Here is a 16,790-nt window from a genome sequence, read left to right as displayed (position 1 = left end):
GGAATTTAGTCTATCTTGAACACTTTGGCCATCGCGCCTACTGAGCCTAATGTACTGACAACATCCGTTGGGATGAAAATCGTAGAAGCGGCTCCTTTGGCCATCTCTGAAAGTGCTTCGAAGGACTTATATGTAAGAATCTCTGAAGTAAGACCGGCCTCATTTAAGGCTTCGATTCTTGAACGTTCTGCATTCGCCACTAGTCGAATGGCTTCTGCGCGTCCTGAAGCTTCCAGCTCCTGTGACGTTTGCTTCGCCTCTGCATCCAGAATTTGGCGCCGCTTCTCCGCTTCCGCAGCAAGTATGACAGCAGATTGCTGAGCTTCTGCTCGAAGAACAGTGGCTTGTTTTTCTCCTTCTGCCTGCAATATATTCGCCCGTTTTTCCCGCTCCGCTCTCATTTGCTTCTCCATGGAGGTCTGAATATCAATAGGGATTTCCAACTGTAATATTTCTACCCGATCGATTCGAACTCCCCAATTTTCTGAAGCATTATCTAGCGCTTGTCGCAATTCAGCTTGAATTCGATCACGATTCGAAAGAATTTCATCAAGCTCCATTTTACCTATCGTAGAGCGCAAAGCGGAAGCAACGATATTATGGATACCTTGCACATAGTTAGCAATCCCATACGTAGCTAATTTAGGATCAACGACGGAGAAAAAGGTTGCAAGCTCGACACCAATAGCCACGTTATCTTTGGTAATAACGGATTGAGATGGTACTTTCTCCTGTTGAATTCTCAAATCATGTCGACTGCGAATCGTATCAATGATGGGGATGATGATGTTTATTCCTGCATGAAGCGTTTTGTAAAACTTTCCTACTCGCTCAACAATCGCAACGGTTTGTTGCGGTACAATCCTAATCCCTTTCACAATCACAATAATAATTAATACAATGAGAACAAGCACCATAATAATCCCTACCATACGATTACATCTCTCCTTTTTTCACATATAACTTCGAAACTCTAACCTCGATTACAACCACTTCTTCACCTTCCTGTATCCGATCATCCGCAAATGCACTCCACATCTCGAAATTCACCTTCACTAAACCGCCTTCACTAGGCTTAATTTCACTTATCACGTAAGCTTTTTGACCGATTAATTGATGCGGTGAAGGCAAAACTTCTTTGGAAGATGAAGGTATTAACCTACGGGCAATTGGCAGCAAAAATACATAGATTACAAACGCAAAGACAGTAAATACACATAGCTGTATGAGGAAAGAAAACTGGGAAATAGCAGCAATCATTGCAAATAAAGCACTGGCTGCGAGTACTAACATGTAAAACGTACCTGTGTGAAGTTCTAGAATCACAAATAAGACGACCAACACAAACCAAGCTATCCACAGCAATTGGTTACCGCACCTCACTTTCTACTGCAAGCTATGTTAAGAATTATGTATAATCAGGCTTGACTATGTATTTATTTTCGCTAGATTAATTCATCACCTCAGCCAAACATACAAAAAAAACCACAGCTTACACTGTGGTTTCAGGGGATGAAGCTCTATTAGCTAAAACAAATTCAAGTAGCGATCTTCCAGCATCATTTTCTCAATTTTCAAAAACGATCGTGTTGAACGATTCCGGCTCCAACCTAAATGTCTGAACAGTGTTTCCGTTCGACACCCGAACGTCCCGAGAGTCTTTGAAAGGATTGGCGATCACGATGATGATGCCGCCATCCGGCTTCTCAAAGGCGAGGGCATTGCCTGTCCAATGACCTATCGTACCGATCCGTCTTGTGCCCTCGGGTACGAAATGAGAGAAATGCTTCATTACGTAATACTCCGGATTGAAGATGGCTCGTCGTTCCGCGGGGTCCACCGTAATCATCGAATTCTGCTCCCAGCCCCATGTGCTGCGGCCTTTCGGTTCCAGTACCATGTTCCAATAGATGTACGCATTCACACCGTTCGTAAAATAATGCTGGTACAAATTAAACACGTATTTCGCATACGCCCATGTGTTCGTCCCGTCGCCGCATTCGTTCTCTGTCTGCATGTACCGAAGCTCCGGATAGCTTAGCACGGTTCTTTGGATGCCATACTTGCCTGCCCACTGGTAGCCGACACCTTTGACATATTTATAGGCTTCCGGATCGCTGAGTACCGTATGCGCGTAAGCATCGTGGTCCGCTGTTTTCTTCTTAAGCCATTCATCCCAAGGCTCCGGAGAATTAATGGTTCCAAGCCAAATTTCCGTGTCCAATCCGTGTTTTTCGAAAGCTGGGCCTAAGTAATCACGGATGAACTCCCGAAGCTGTTCACCTGTCCAGACACAGGATGGGAACTTCTGATTGGCGACCACCTCGTTCTGAACGTGAACCTGGTGAATGGTAATACCTTCTTCCCGATAAGCCTCTACAAACTTAACAAAGTAGAGCGCATAAGCCTCCAAAATCTCCTTCTCCCAGCGAAGCGTACCGAAGTTGTACGCCTTTGGGAATTTCATCCAGGTCGGAGGACTCCAAGGCGATGCGAACAATTTCAGATTTGGATTCAGTTTTAATGCCTCTTTGATATAAGGGATCAAATATTGACGGTCTCGATCGATCGAGAAATGCGCCATCGCTAGATCTCCGTCCGTTTCATTCAAGCTGTACCACTCATGGGCGTAATCGCTTGCCCCTATCGGAAGTCGGCAAATGCTAAGCTTCTGGTCTCCATCGGGATGAAACAGGGAATGGAGCATTTCCACTCGCTCCTCATCGCTTAGATAGCTCAATGCCGTGAACCCGAGCTCGTTGAAGCAGCCGCCGAAACCTTCCACGGTTTGATAGCTGTCCTTGGTAATTGTAAGGCTTGCTGTACTGTCTACCGCAGCTTCCGCTGGCGGAATTGGTTTATCCGTCCAAAGGGACGACTCGGTACTTGAAATCCAAAGAGTTGCTGGTTTGTTCATTTCTGCTTCCTCCTTCATCTAACGGTTCGCGAACCGTTCAGCTTCTCTAAACAAGCTTCCAAATCTTCATTCGTAAAAGCGCCTCTGCTTAAGCCGATGAAAGTTCTTAATGGCAAATAGTTAGCAAATGCAGTCAGCGCGTCATTCATAACTCCTTCATCTCCCTCGGCGGGAAGCGGAAACGGGGAGTGTTTCAGAAGCTCCCAAGCATCTGACCGGGCATTCGGATCCTCCAAAAGATCTCCGATAGTCGAGTTGCGTGTATAAGTAGGGACAAGAACCGTTGTCGACTGTACGAAGATCGTGTCCGATAGGACGATATCCACCGAAGAACGGGCGATCACAATAGTGAACTCCCCGCTCTCGACGCGCCAATCCTTCAGCTTGACGTCGTAGAATGCGAAGGAGCGCTTATCCAGCTCGAAGGATACTTCCTTCTCCTCCCCTGGGAGCAGGTCGACCTTGGTAAAGCCCTTCAGTTCCTTCTCGGGCCGAACGACTGCGCTTACGTTATCCCGAACATAGAGCTGAACGATTTCCTTGCCTTGACGAGTTCCGGTATTCTTTACCTTCACGCTTACGCGTACGGATTCCTCGTCGGTCATCTCCTTCCGGTCGACAAGCAAGTCTGAATAAGCAAAGCTTGTGTAGCTAAGACCGTGGCCGAACGGGAACAATGGCTCGATTTTCTTCGCCTCATAATACCGGTAGCCGACGAAAATGCCTTCCTTGTATTTAACTGTATTCCCTTCACCAGGAAAATTCAGATAGGAAGGGTTATGCTCCAGTCGAACGGGGAATGTCTCGGCAAGCTTGCCGGAAGGACTCACTTCGCCGAACAAGATATCCGCGATTGCACCACCCAGCGCTTGGCCCCCTAAGTAACCTTCCAATACCGCCTTGGTCTTGCTCAGCCAGGGCATTTCGATTGGAGCACCGTTACTCAGGACCACAATGACGTTGCCTTGAACCTCGGCGATCGCATCGATAATCGCCGCTTGATTGCCCGGAATGCGCAGGTGCTTGCGGTCGAACCCCTCAGATTCGTATCGCTCGGGAAGACCGACAAACAAGATCGCGAAGTCGGAGGTGCGGGCAGCTGCCACAGCCTCCCGGACAAGCACTTCGTCAGCGCTATCACGGGCAAGGTCGTACCCTTGTGCATACGTAAAGGAAGCTTTCGCTCCAGCAACGGCCACCAGTTCTTCGCGAATCTTCTCCAACTTGGTCGGATGCACGTGAGAGCTACCGCCTCCTTGATAACGAGACTCGACTGCCAGCTCTCCAATGATGGCGATCCGCCCCGACTTTGGCAGCGGCAGCAGATTATCTTCGTTCCGAAGCAGGACCATGCATTCGCGCGCAACCTCCCGCGCCAAGCGGTGATGCGCTTCTGCATCATAGGAGGCATCCGCCTTTTTATTGTCGGCGGCCATAAAGATAATACGAAGCAGCCTCTCGACCGCTCGGTCCAGCGTCTCCTCGGACAATCGACCGCTCCGCACCGCCTCGACGATCTTCCGGTCTCCGGCTCCGCGGCTGGACGGCATCTCAAGCTCAAGACCGGCTTCCAAGCCGTTCACCCGCTCGTTGACCGCGCCCCAGTCCGAGACGACGAATCCTTCATATCCCCACTCGTCTTTCAGAATATCCGTAAGCAATGTGCGATTCTCGGAAGCGAACGTACCGTTCACTTGATTGTAGGCGCACATGACAGTCCACGGCTGAGCCTTCTTGATCGCACCCTCGAAGCTTGCCAAATAAATTTCCCGAAGCGTGCGCTCGTCCACGACAGAATTGCCCGTCATGCGACGGTGCTCCTGGTTGTTCGCGGCGAAATGCTTAAGCGAAGTACCTACTCCCTGGCTCTGTACACCGCTGATATGGGCCGCGGCAAGCTCGGAGCTGAGATAAGGGTCTTCGGAGAAATATTCGAAGTTGCGCCCGCAGAGCGGGGAACGCTTGATGTTTGCTCCTGGACCAAGAAGGACAGCGATGTCTTCTGCTTGGCACTCCTTACCGAGAGCTACACCGACATTGCCGATTAGCTCGCGGTCCCAAGAGCTCGCCAGTCCCGCAGCAGAAGGGAAGCAGGTCGCAGGGACGCTGCCGAATATCCCGAGATGATCGGTGCCGGCCGTTTTCGTATCTTGCTTGCGGAGACCGTGCGGTCCGTCCGTCACCATAATAGAAGGAATACCCAGCCTCTCGACCCCCTTCAACCGCCAGAAGTCGAGCCCAGAGCACATCCCCGCTTTTTCCTCTAGCGTCATTTGCTTTAATATAATTTTAAGGTCTCGCGTCATATCGATTTGCCTCCATTGCATGATTCTATTGACCTGTCACTCCGATTGAGAGATTATCCGGCAAAAGGGATCTGAAGTCTCTCTCCCAGTTTTTTTTATGTTCAGAGCTCCTCCAGCCACAGGATGCTGGTGACGCCACGGGGATAGTATTTGCTGCCGACGATCTCGCCGGAAATGACTTGGTCGCTCCAACTCCAAATTGACAAGGTTGGATGAGTAAGCCACTTCACGTGCGCGGCATCCGCTGCCGCACCTTTCTCGTCCCATGGCATACCGAGAATTTGCCGAGCGATGAATTGACATAAATAGACTTTACTGAGCCACGAGTTGTTACTGGTCGACGAAATTTTCCAGCCGCCGTCCGGGAACAGGCAGATACTGTCCTGCAGTACCGTATCGAGGTGCTGCTTAAGCGTCCGGATGTAAGCACCGAAACGCCCATTCGGGTCGAGCGCCTCCCGGCTGTTCGTGAAGTAAGGGAAAATAAGGCCCTCGATCGCTGGAATGATTTTGGAGTCGTTCCCCTCCCCGATCACAGCCGGGATATAACCGTCCGGGGTCATGTGGCTGACAATCGTTGTCGCGCATTTCACTGCCTGCTCGCCTGCCGCCTTTGATAGTTCCGGCTTTCCATTCTCGCTAAACAGTTTCTCAAGTGCGACGTAGGAAGCCCAGCTTTTGCCCGCCAAATAAATGTTGTTCCTCGCCTGACCCAGCGACACGTCCAGGCTGTCGTAGGTCGTAATCTCGGCGCCTCCCATGACGCGCGAGCTATCGAGGCCCATGATGCCGTTACGCTGCGCAGGATCTGGATGATCGCGGTTCTGCATACTGTCGAAGCAGCGGATGAACACGTCCATATTCGCCTCGAGCCATTCCCGATCCCCGGTCTGCTCTGTATATACGGACGCGCAGAGCACCCAGTTGACCAGTTGCTCATAGGTCATATGCGAAAAACAGCCATCCAACCCGTACAGTTCATACGAGGAGTAATGCGGTCGTGACACCGTATTGCCCATGCCCATATCATGGGTAAAGCTAATCCCGCCAGGATATTCGGTCTCGTCCCCCGGAAACCGGACGTTATCCTCATAGCTGAACCGCTTGACGAACATGTCCAACTCGTTCTTGACCGTCCAAGGATTCATTTTCAGCTCGAAGAAAAGCTGATCGATCGTCAGGTCGAACGTGTTCATCATCCGGTACTCGCCCTCGTTGACGACCCAGAACGGCTCGCCCTCTGCATCAAGCAGTTGCGTAGACCCGTAATAGCTGCGGATCGCGTGCGTCATCATGAACTTCTGATCATCCGACAGATTTGCTTCGTCGATCATCCGGTTCGCTTCGCGTGCCCGGCAGGCAACCGCTTCGAAACTTGACAGCGCGAACGAAGCAACCGCTTCGATATTTCGAAAGTAACGCGTATACAAATAGGAAGAATCCATGCCAGCCGTTACGACGCCGGAGCGGTGGAAGCATACCGCGAACTGGTACGTCCGGCATTCGCCAGCAGGAACATCCATGATCAAGGCGCCGACCGTTCCCAGACCGAACGTCCAGTTTTCCTCATGCTTAGCCGTAAGCATATGCTCAAGTGTGAAATACAGCGCCGAACGAACACCCGGATCGGATGAAGCGATTGCGGAATGTCGCCCTTGGCCGATGCCCGATATTCCGTCGCACGTATCGTCAAGACGGCGCATTGAACTATACGGGTCGCTGCCCTGGTAGCCGAAGAACGCCCGGCGGCTTCTGCTGCCAGTTGTGTTGTCGATCGTCAGTTCCGCGAGCACCGCCGGCATCAGCGTCAGCTTAAGCTCTTCATCGGCTGCGGCGGCAGGATCCGGCACCGATTGGGCTTGGGTATAGATTGTAAACGTCAAATCGCCGGCTTGCCAAGAATCCGTACCCAAATGAAAATCGCGCTGAATCTCATTCTCCTGGAACGGCAGGACGTTCCGCGGCATGTTCAGCTTCGATTCCGAATTTTCGACGTCATACCGCTTGCTCTCATCCTCTGCCGACGCGTAAAAAGGAAGAGCTTCGTAAATCCCGCTGCGATCCTGCGACTCCACACCGATATATACGTTCTGGCGAGGTGATTGTCCGAGCTCGAGGTCAAGCCCACCACCGCTCCCGGGGAACCCGAGAGTGAAACTTGCGAAGGCGCCAATCGGTGAATGATGGGCGTTAAAAAATTTATTTTCTGGCATTGTGTAACCTCTTTCTAGGGTTCTTTTTTAGCAATCGTTCACTTGATTCGCTGAGCTACTTTATAGGGACCGATACTCAAAATAGTCAAAATACGCCGGCGTCTTGCTTCTAGTTCCATTTCCAGTCGCATACATCCCGAAATAGACACCGGTAAAGCCGCCAACGGCTTCGGTCGATAAATAACTGGATTCTCCTTTGCCAAATTCGGTAGCCTCCCCCTCCGGTTGCGCGAAGCTAAAGGTGTAGCTCTGTTTACTCGCTTTAATACCAAGAACGATGGCGGAGCGATCGTACTCGGCTTCCTGCTCCACCTTCCACAGGCTGCCGATTCGGCGCCGGAAAATCAATGTTTTTTTGCCATTCATTCGTGTAACTGCGATCTCGTAGTGTGCGGATTCATTCATAAAAACGGTAAGCCCGGCTTCCTCTCCTTCATCAACCGGATCGAATTCCAGAAGTACGGAAACCTCGCACTCGAAATTCTGCTGTCTGCGTCCGAGGAACGACGAAGTGTCCTGTTCATTTAATGAAGCTTCCATGCCGTATAAAGTCAGCCAACCCGGACGCTCCTGAAGCGACCAAGAGCTCTCGTGAGGGGTTCGCAAAAAATTCCACTGAAAACCTAACTCTTGCGCATCGAAATCGTCCCTGACGAATCTCGATCGTTTATCCATTTGCTGCGGTGTTTGCGCAAAGGAGGGAGCCTCCATTTCCAACGCCACTTGGCCATTCTGCCCGATGATCGGCCAGCCTTCTTCCGTCCATGTAACTGGTGCTAAGAATGTCTCGCGTCCTAAATGATGGCGGTACGGGTAGCCGACCGGACGTATTCCCAGAAAAACCGTCCACCAGCTGCCGTCATGCGCTTGCACCAGATCAGCATGCCCGATCGCTTGTATCGGACTCTCCGTGCTTCGATGGGTTAATATCGGATTATGTGGGCAGCTTTCGAATGGCCCGTACGGTTCGTCACTTTTCGCTATCGTCACCATATGTCCATACTCGGTGCCGCCTTCAGCAATTAAGAGATAGTACTTGTTATGAATCCGATACAGATGAGGGCCTTCGGGAAATCTGCCGCCTGTCCCCTGCCAAATGTTCCTGCGTTCTGTGAGCAAACTCCCCGTTTCCAAATCGACTTCCGCTTGATAAATCCCCATCGATTCTTCATTTGTTGCTGTTCCGGTTATATATACCTTCCCATCCTCATCGAACAACAAAGATGGATCAATGCCTCCCCAATCCAGATCGATAGGGTCGGACCAAGGACCTTCCGGCTGCTCCGCCCAAACAATAAAATTTTGGGAAGCCCCCACGTTCGTCGTAATCATATAAAACCTGCCCTGATGATAACGTAACGTAGGCGCAAAAATCCCTGTAAAACCAATAGCATTCCACTGATTCCAATCTTTCTTCGTTAGCGTCAACTGGCTTTCCCGAGTTAAGCAATGACCGGTTTGGTCCCAGTTAATTAAGTCCCTGCTATGAAAAATCGGTACTCCTGGGAAATATCCGAATGAACTGTTAACCAAATAGTAATCTTCGTTCACCCTGCAAATACTCGGATCAGGATAAAAGCCGCTAATGACGGGATTAGTATATTTCATAGCCGGTTGCCTCTTTTCTAGTTCAATTAGCTATTGACTCGCTTTCGCCATAAAATTCAAACCCCAATCAACAAGAGCGAAGTTGATTGGGGTCGTCATATCAAGCTTATTTAGTCGTCTTCGCCCATGCATCCATTTGCTTTTGCTTTTCTGCAATAATTTTATCTATGCCTGCTGCTTTAAGCTTGGAGATATACTCCGGAAGCGCCTTATCCGGGTCGAGCGTTCCTGTTTCAATCCCTTTTTGATATTGATTGGTGACGTTGGTTACCGCAGTAATTTCCGTCTTCACCGGATCGGCATCAAAGCTGAAGCCAAGCGCTTTGGACTTCTTCGCGCTTTTATTGAATTCCATAGTCTCTTTCCAAATGTCCGGACTATCCCCTTTAAACACATACGAGAGAAATTGGTTGCCCCACATCCAACTTAACCCCATATAATAACCGCTTGTATTCGCGTCTATGCCTTGAGGGAAGTCGATCAAATTATCAGAAACCTTCACATAATGCTTGCCTTCAATACCCCAGTCAAGCAAGTTAATCAGGTCTTTATCCGTGTATAGCAAGTTCAACAGCATCATCGCACGATCAGGATTCGTTGAATGATGTGGAATCCCCCACATAATACCGGTTGTCGTGAATGTAGTAGCAACAGGATCAATCAGCGTTGCAGTAACCATCTGATATGTCGTTTGTCTGGATGTCATGCTATCAAATCCAGGTTTCGTCGGTGTCAAATATCCGAAAAGTTTACCCGCTTTAACCAGATCATTCGACGACATTTGATTCGTCGCGGCATCCTTCAGTACATAACCGGATGTGTACCAGCTTCTGAACTTTTTGATGTACGCAGCGTATTCTGGCGATTCGACATTATTGACGATCTTCAAACCGTTATCGTAATTCGGCAATACGCCATAAGCGTCGCCTAAGCCATCATACGGAATATAAGTTTGCATGAATGTCGAGTTACTGCCCCCGGGAGCAATCGGAGTTAGATTTGGCTCTTTCTCTTTAATAATCTTCAGAACCGACTCAACGTCATCTAACGTTTTGATCTTGCTAACATCAATATTGTTTTTGTCGGCAATATCCTTTCTCATCGTAAATCCGAAACCTCTCGCAAATTCCCGTATGGACGGGACGCCATAATTTTTGCCTTCGACTTTGGAAACGTTGAGATAATCGGCCCCAACTGCAGTCGTAATGCCTTTACCATATTTCGTAATAAGATCGTCCAGGGGAAGCAATTGGCCTTTAGCCACCTGATTTGTATAAGTTCCAAGAATTAACATCAAATCAAGCTTTTCATTGCTGCTCATCATGAGGTTCGTTTGCTGATTCCAATTCCCGAAGCTAATCGGAAGAAGCTTGACTGTAGCGTTAATCTTCGTTTGGGTAATTTTGTTCACTTCATCCTGAATAAGATTCATATTCTTCGGCATAGCGCCGAAAATCGGGAACGCCAAGGTAAGATCTGCTGGCGTTTTCGTGTCAGCATTAACCGTCGAACTCGCAGATGGAGAAGCTGAACTTGTGGATGCGGTTTTTTGATCGCCTGTATCCTTACCGCATGCCGTAAGGAATAGCGTCGTTACCATCATCGTGGCCAGAGACATCGTAATGATTTTGGTCTGTTTTCTCATGTGTTAACCCCTTTTTAGTGAAGTCTAATGGCGTTGCCATGCTTTAATGATAGCTCAGGGATCAAAAGCTTACTAACAGTTTGCTGACTTTTTCGTTACCGCTTTCCTGACTTTTTTTCTTCATCATGACCCATTCTGCTGCTGGCGAAAATCATTGGGATTTATGTTCGTAACCTTTTTGAACATTTTCGAAAAATGAGAAAAATTAGAGTAGCCCACAGATAATGCGATAGTTCCTATCGGCATATCGCTCTTGCTCAGCAGCTGCTTGGCCAGATTTACTCTTTCTTGCAGCAAATAATCGGAGATGGACACTCCCGTCTCTTTCTTAAAAAAACGGGACAAGTAATCGGGATGCAAATAAACATGCTCGGCCATTTCTTCGCGTGCTAACTCGGATTGATCCAAATGAACGGCAATATATTGTTTGACGCTCTCAATAACCGAGGTAGCTTCTTCCACTGCTTCCGCCTGATCCATTGCTTTCCCAATCGTATGCCGAATCCAGGCTAATAGGTCCGTTACTGATCGCGTAGCGTTGTGGGACAGCGTCACAGATAGCCCATCACAAAATAATTGATGAGCCTGGATGCCCTTCAGATTCAATACAAAGTACGTCATCTGAAGGAAATCCTCATAGAATTGACGCAGTAAATTCGCATCCAAACCTTCTGTTTCCACCAAATTTTCCAGAAATTCCGTCGCTCCCGCGATAACCTTCTCCTTCGTTCCCTTCTTTAACATCGCTGACCAGACTTTCATATCCGGTAATATAATCTGTTCGTGTGAGACGGATTTCCCGATTAACGAAAATACTTTATTATTAAACGCCACATTATTCTTATCCAGCGCGATCAAATCCTGAACAATAGATAGAATTTCGTGCATATAACCGTCGTTTCCGAGATAACAGCATAAATCACAATAGAAATACCGATTGCAAGACGCAATATACGCTTCACTGCTGCGGACCAACCCCTCCAGGAGTTCATCGTTATAGGTCTCAAAATTAAGGATGACGAGAATTTTCCCTCTGTCAATCGGTATCATCTGCCCGTTTGGCACTTGCTGTATAATCATTTCTTGCGCCGAATTTTTGAGTGCATATTCCAAAATTTTCTCTTCGCGCAAGCTTAATTCCTTATGCCAGCGTTGAACGCTGATTAGCACAGGTAGAAAAGTCGTCGTTTCGGGGTAGATCAGATTACGATTTTCCGCTGCTTCCTTGATGACCTTTTCATGGGAAGGAATCGTTTGATCAAGCAGATCCATCCAAAATCTTTCCACCAGCAAAGGGTGATTTTGAGCCCACAGCTGATTCACATGCTGAAGCTCGCTTTGCTTGGAGATCTTCTGCTTCGCCTTCGAAATTGCTGCTTCAAGCTCATTCACAAGCGCCGGCTTGATTAAATACTCCAAACTCCCTAATTGAATGGCCATCTTCGCATATTTAAAATCCGCATGAGCGGTTAAGAAGATCGTCTCTGTTTCCGGGTAATGCTCCCTTACCCACGTAAGCAGCTCCAAGCCGCTGCCCTGCGGCATTTCAATATCACAAAGCATAATATCGATGGGGTGCTCCGCAAATATTTCTTGAGCCTGTCTCATGTTGTATGCCGTATAGAGTTCAGAGATTTCATTCTGTGCCAAATCCAAATCCGATTTAACACCTTCAATAACATGCATTTCATCATCTACTATTAATAGTCGAACCATGATCTGTACCTCCGGTTAGCTTTTTCGAATGAATAGGCAGCGTCATTTCAATTATTGCTCCCCGAGGAGAGCCATTGGAAAAAGAAATACGTTCAGATTGGCCATATAACAACCTCAGCCTCCGCTGAACGTTCCATATTCCAACATGCTCGCCTTGTTCCGTGACCAGACTTTCGCCTCTTTGTAGAAGTGCTAGTATTTTATCTGGAAAGCCCTTGCCTGTATCTTGAATCACAATGTGAATACAAGGAACGCCTTCCAGATCAGTGACATCAACAGTTATCGTAATATGAATAGCTTCATCCAGCGTAACCGCATGCTTCACCGTGTTCTCAACAAAAGTCTGAATAATAAGAGGAGGCACATAGGTATCAATCAAAAATTCCGGTGCGTTAATTTCGCATGTCAGGCTCCCCGGAAAGCGAAGCTCCTGAATGCGAAAATAATTCCTTGTATGTTCGAGCTCCTCTTTCAGCTTCACTAAGTTAAGATTGCTCCTGAACATATACCGGAAATATTGCATTAAAGATAAGGACATCTCCTTAATCAATTCATAATTTTTCACTTTGGCCAAGTTGTACAGAACATTTAAGGAATTCATAAAAAAATGAGGGTTAATCTGCAACTGTAAGCGCTGAAGCTCTTCTTTTTGTTTGCTTAATTGTTCCTCATATACGTTAATTCGTAGTTCTTGAATTTGCGACATCATTGTGTTGAACGTCTCGTTCACAATAATAAATTCATCAGATGATGGAACAGCATCAATTCTTGACTCCAATTGACCATTCCGAATCCGTTTCATAGCAGCCATCAGACGGTTTAGCGGATGTATGATTGTTCTTCGTAAGAAATACAATCCTAACGGCAAAGAAATGAGGCATGCCAAGGTGACGAGCTCAACAATTTTCCGTAAATAGGGCAGCTTTTCAAGGATCTTCTCATCAGGCACGAGTGCGACAAGATTGAAATTCCCTTTGGATGACGGTTCACCAACGACTAAGAAATGACGATCTTTGCCTGATAAATAATACTTCTCCATATCAGCATTTAGCAGAACTTGATTCCGGTTTACAAGGTCTTCATTCGTCATGGGCACACCATTTTGACTTGCGAATAAGGCTCCTCCGTTTGCACCGAAATCAATCGTTCGGAACGGAACCATCAGCTTGTTCGCTTCGATCCAGGCACCAAAATAAACATCCCCAGATTTCAATACATACATCATATAGTAGGTATCATTGATCTTTTGAACTTCCCATGACTTTGTATAAAATCGTTTGGGATCCGTGTTGGAATCCACCGTATGCCTAATGGCGTTAAACATCTCCTCTTCTTCCTCAATAGAGTCGCTATCTCTGGTGACTCGCAACATGTCGTTTCTCTTTGGAGCATATAGGAAGAAGGAATTAACAGATTTATACATGCCAATATCATTCGATAATTTATTAAACATCAATATCTTGTTGAAATTAAAATCATAATCCGAATTCGACAATTGATAGGCTACAAAATCTGAATCGACCACCACGGTGTTATTCATATACTTATCGATGTCTTCCAAAGATTTATCCACTTGACTCATATATAAAATCATCATGTTCTTATAGGAATCTGCTACCTGATTACGCACGACTTCCGTTGAATAGACGCTGTAATAAATCATTATCGAGATCAACGGAAACGTTAAAATCATTACGCCCAGCACCAATTTCATCCGAATCGAATTCAGGGAATACTTCCTTTTCAGCTCATCTGCGTTCATTGTACATCTGCCCCTAACCGCTTTTAGACTGCAACAATTTCGATATCATTACTGTATCATTTTTACTGCGCATTCATAAAAGGAAAGAAAGCCCATTTGAAAGCTCTCGCGAGCCTAATCAAATGGACTTGTTCATCTTATTCGTAGTGATCTGCTGCTGGATTCAGCTTCGCCTTCTTCTACGACTTTACCTCAACATCTGCATAAAAAGCTCGTACCTTCCCATCAATAAACAAATCCGAACGGATGCTGAAGGTTCCTGTAGCTCGGATATCATGCGATGATGCCCCAACCATCAATTCCATTTCACCGGATTCGACTTTCCATTTCATATCTGCATCCAGGAAAGCAAATTGACTCATCTCTATGGTGAATCCTATTTTTTTCATTTCTAATGGTGCTAACGGAACTCTGACGAACCCGGCAAGTTCTTTAACCGGACGAACTATACTTGCATACGTATCACGTATATAGAGTTGAACGACTTCCTCACCAAATACGTCCCCTATATTCGAAATATCTACTTCTACTTCTAGGTTTTCATTGGGCTCGTATACGGCTTTGCTAATACGCAGATCCGAATACTTGAATGAAGTATAGGAAAGTCCATGACCGAAATAATATCTAGGTTCGTACGGGCAATCTACATAACTCTTTAACGCACTCATTGTTCCTACATGATAACTAGAACCGTTATCATGGTTATAGAAAATCGGAATCTGTCCCGCATTATAAGCTACCGAAACAGGCAATCTCCCTGCCGGATTGTAGTCTCCAAACAATACATCAGTAATCGCCACCGCACCGTATTGACCTGGATTCCAAGCTTCAATTATGGCATCCATGTGTTGATCTGCCATGTCACTTGAAATTGGCTTACCGTCAAAATGAATGGCAACAATCGATTTATTCAGGTCCGCCAGCTTCTTGATGAAGCTTTCCTGACATTCTGGCAGATGAATGCTAGTAGAATCAACTCCTTCACCAGTCGTACATGACGTTCCCCACCCATGCTTGCCGCCTAATGTTAATATAACAATATCGGCTTCTGCCGCGACTGCCAAGGCTTCTTTATGCTTGGAAGTGTCATTGCCTGCGTAGGCATATCCATAAGAGTAGGTCACTTCGGCCTGCGGGCACGCAAGCCTAATCTGTTCTAACAGAGTAGTGGCTCCCGGGTAATACCTCTTCATTTGGCCTTCTACGGCAGCAAACTCAACCTTCACCTGACTTCCAGGATACGTATAGTTATCCTTGTCTGCACCAAACTCGTCTATGCTCAAGTTCGAGATTTTCTCGAAATCGACGCCTGCCATCGTATTTCCGATACCAAGCATGTTTTCAGCCAACGTAGCGAAGGAATAACCCCCGAACAACGATCTTGTCGATGAAGCATGATGGCCAATCACAGCGATCTTCTGTTTGATCCGTTTCAACGGGAGCACACCGTTATTTTTCAACAGAATCAAGGACTGTCGAGCCGTTTCCAACCCAATTTGCTCATTCTTACGGTCAGTAAAAATAGGTTCAATTTCCTCTTTGGACATTGGGAACGGGTTTTCAAACAAGCCTAATTCGAATTTGGCAATCAATATGTTCCGAACAGCCCGATCAAGGACTTCTACTTCGATATTCCCGTCCTTAATTCGCATCATCAATTCATCATTGTAGCAGTCCTTGGAAGGCAATTCCACATCCATCCCGGCTCTTAAAGAACGCTCCCCCGCCTCCGTTTTACTCTCACAGAGTTTTAGTCGCGTATGTTGCTCTAAGATCGAAGTGTAATCGGATACGGTCACACCATTGAACCCCATTTCTTCACGTAGAAGTCCCGTAAGCAGCTTGGAGGACCCTGCCACGGCTTCTCCATCGATTGAACTGTAGGTATTCATGATGGACTTCATTTTCGCGTTGGTGATGGCCGCTTGGAACGGTTTTGCATAAATTTCTCTCAGCAATCTTGGGGGAATTGGAGTCGAAGCCGCATGTATGCCTCCTTGTGCGGCTTGATAGCCTAGAAAGTGCTTTGCACATGCGATAACCCCTTCTTTAAGCTCTCCATCTTTCTGCAGCCCCGATACAAAGGAGGTTCCCATAGCCGATGCTAATGTAGGGTCTTCCCCATAAGTTTCACCCTGACGACCGAAGCGTGAATCGCGCGAAATATCCAGTACCGGAGCGAATGCATGCATAGCTCCGACTGCTCGTGCTTGTTTACTCACGATTTCCGCCATTTCTTTATGCAATCCCGGATTCCATGTTGAGCCAATCCCGATGCCAGAAGGAAAGCTGGTCGCTTCCGGTACCAACGCACCGGTTAATGTCTCGATATGGAATAACGCAGGAATATGATGCTCACTTAGTTCCATGATCTTCTTCTGAATACGAGTTACTTTTTCAACGACAGCTTCTTTATCACCCAACATGCCGGCAAATAACATGGAAACTTCTCCGACACCTTGCGGATTGTCCTTTTCTAATTGTTCAATGGAATCCTTCAGCGGCAAATATCCGACGATTTGCCCCATTTTCTCTTCCAGACTCATCCTCTGTAAAAGATCATTTGCCCGTTCTGCAGCGGAGTGAGCAGGATTTAAGTATTTGATATTCGTTTCATTCATAC

Annotated in this window: 10 protein-coding genes; all 10 read right to left on the bottom strand. The window is 47.1% G+C overall.

Going from position 1 to position 16,790, the window contains the following annotated elements; all coding sequences use genetic code 11:
- Nucleotides 1-5: 5 nt before the first annotated feature.
- Nucleotides 6-932: an SPFH domain-containing protein gene (locus A8709_RS23205; RefSeq protein ID WP_065855624.1), complete on the bottom strand. Its 927-nt coding sequence runs from the start codon at nt 930-932 to the stop codon at nt 6-8.
- Between the two features lie 4 nt (nt 933-936).
- Nucleotides 937-1,365: an NfeD family protein gene (locus tag A8709_RS23200; RefSeq protein WP_065855622.1), complete on the bottom strand. Its 429-nt coding sequence runs from the start codon at nt 1,363-1,365 to the stop codon at nt 937-939.
- A gap of 202 nt (nt 1,366-1,567) precedes the next feature.
- The gene (locus A8709_RS23195) at nt 1,568-2,917 is read right to left on the bottom strand and encodes a glycoside hydrolase family 30 protein (protein ID WP_084225347.1); all 1,350 of its coding nucleotides are present in this window, start codon (nt 2,915-2,917) and stop codon (nt 1,568-1,570) included.
- Nucleotides 2,918-2,931: 14 nt separating this feature from the next.
- Nucleotides 2,932-5,223, bottom strand: coding sequence for a beta-glucosidase family protein (locus A8709_RS23190; RefSeq protein ID WP_065855620.1), 2,292 nt, complete (start codon nt 5,221-5,223; stop codon nt 2,932-2,934).
- A gap of 101 nt (nt 5,224-5,324) precedes the next feature.
- Entirely contained in the window at nt 5,325-7,436 is a 2,112-nt protein-coding gene (locus tag A8709_RS23185; RefSeq protein ID WP_065855618.1) for a glycoside hydrolase family 52 protein, read from the bottom strand.
- Between the two features lie 60 nt (nt 7,437-7,496).
- The gene (locus A8709_RS23180; RefSeq protein WP_065855616.1) at nt 7,497-9,044 is read right to left on the bottom strand and encodes a glycoside hydrolase family 43 protein; all 1,548 of its coding nucleotides are present in this window, start codon (nt 9,042-9,044) and stop codon (nt 7,497-7,499) included.
- Nucleotides 9,045-9,150: 106 nt separating this feature from the next.
- Nucleotides 9,151-10,689, bottom strand: a complete 1,539-nt coding sequence (locus A8709_RS23175; RefSeq protein WP_065855614.1) for an ABC transporter substrate-binding protein — start codon at nt 10,687-10,689, stop codon at nt 9,151-9,153.
- A gap of 123 nt (nt 10,690-10,812) precedes the next feature.
- A complete protein-coding gene (locus A8709_RS23170) occupies nt 10,813-12,405 on the bottom strand; it encodes a response regulator transcription factor (protein ID WP_065855612.1) in 1,593 nt (530 codons plus the stop codon).
- Nucleotides 12,380-14,167, bottom strand: a complete 1,788-nt coding sequence (locus tag A8709_RS23165; RefSeq protein WP_065855610.1) for a sensor histidine kinase — start codon at nt 14,165-14,167, stop codon at nt 12,380-12,382. The genes A8709_RS23170 and A8709_RS23165 overlap by 26 nt, the downstream gene beginning before the upstream one ends.
- 179 nt (nt 14,168-14,346) lie before the next feature.
- On the bottom strand, nt 14,347-16,788 hold the full coding sequence (locus tag A8709_RS23160) for a glycoside hydrolase family 3 N-terminal domain-containing protein (protein ID WP_065855608.1): 2,442 nt from the start codon (nt 16,786-16,788) through the stop codon (nt 14,347-14,349).
- Between the last annotated feature and the right edge of the window lie 2 nt (nt 16,789-16,790).

Source organism: Paenibacillus pectinilyticus (genome assembly GCF_001700435.1).
Classification (GTDB): Bacteria; Bacillota; Bacilli; order Paenibacillales; family NBRC-103111; genus Paenibacillus_E; species Paenibacillus_E pectinilyticus.
Note: the sequence above shows the minus strand (reverse complement) of the source record. Positions and strands in the feature narration are given on the sequence as shown.

What these genes read in the sequence shown, in the direction of transcription:
- A8709_RS23205 (WP_065855624.1), bottom strand. Translation starts at nt 932, where the DNA reads ATGGTAGGGATTATTATGGTGCTTGTTCTCATTGTATTAATTATTATT.
- A8709_RS23160 (WP_065855608.1), bottom strand. Translation starts at nt 16,788, where the DNA reads ATGAATGAAACGAATATCAAATACTTAAATCCTGCTCACTCCGCTGCA.
- A8709_RS23170 (WP_065855612.1), bottom strand. Translation starts at nt 12,405, where the DNA reads ATGGTTCGACTATTAATAGTAGATGATGAAATGCATGTTATTGAAGGT.
- A8709_RS23175 (WP_065855614.1), bottom strand. Translation starts at nt 10,689, where the DNA reads ATGAGAAAACAGACCAAAATCATTACGATGTCTCTGGCCACGATGATG.
- A8709_RS23165 (WP_065855610.1), bottom strand. Translation starts at nt 14,167, where the DNA reads ATGAACGCAGATGAGCTGAAAAGGAAGTATTCCCTGAATTCGATTCGG.
- A8709_RS23195 (WP_084225347.1), bottom strand. Translation starts at nt 2,917, where the DNA reads ATGAACAAACCAGCAACTCTTTGGATTTCAAGTACCGAGTCGTCCCTT.
- A8709_RS23180 (WP_065855616.1), bottom strand. Translation starts at nt 9,044, where the DNA reads ATGAAATATACTAATCCCGTCATTAGCGGCTTTTATCCTGATCCGAGT.
- A8709_RS23185 (WP_065855618.1), bottom strand. Translation starts at nt 7,436, where the DNA reads ATGCCAGAAAATAAATTTTTTAACGCCCATCATTCACCGATTGGCGCC.
- A8709_RS23190 (WP_065855620.1), bottom strand. Translation starts at nt 5,223, where the DNA reads ATGACGCGAGACCTTAAAATTATATTAAAGCAAATGACGCTAGAGGAA.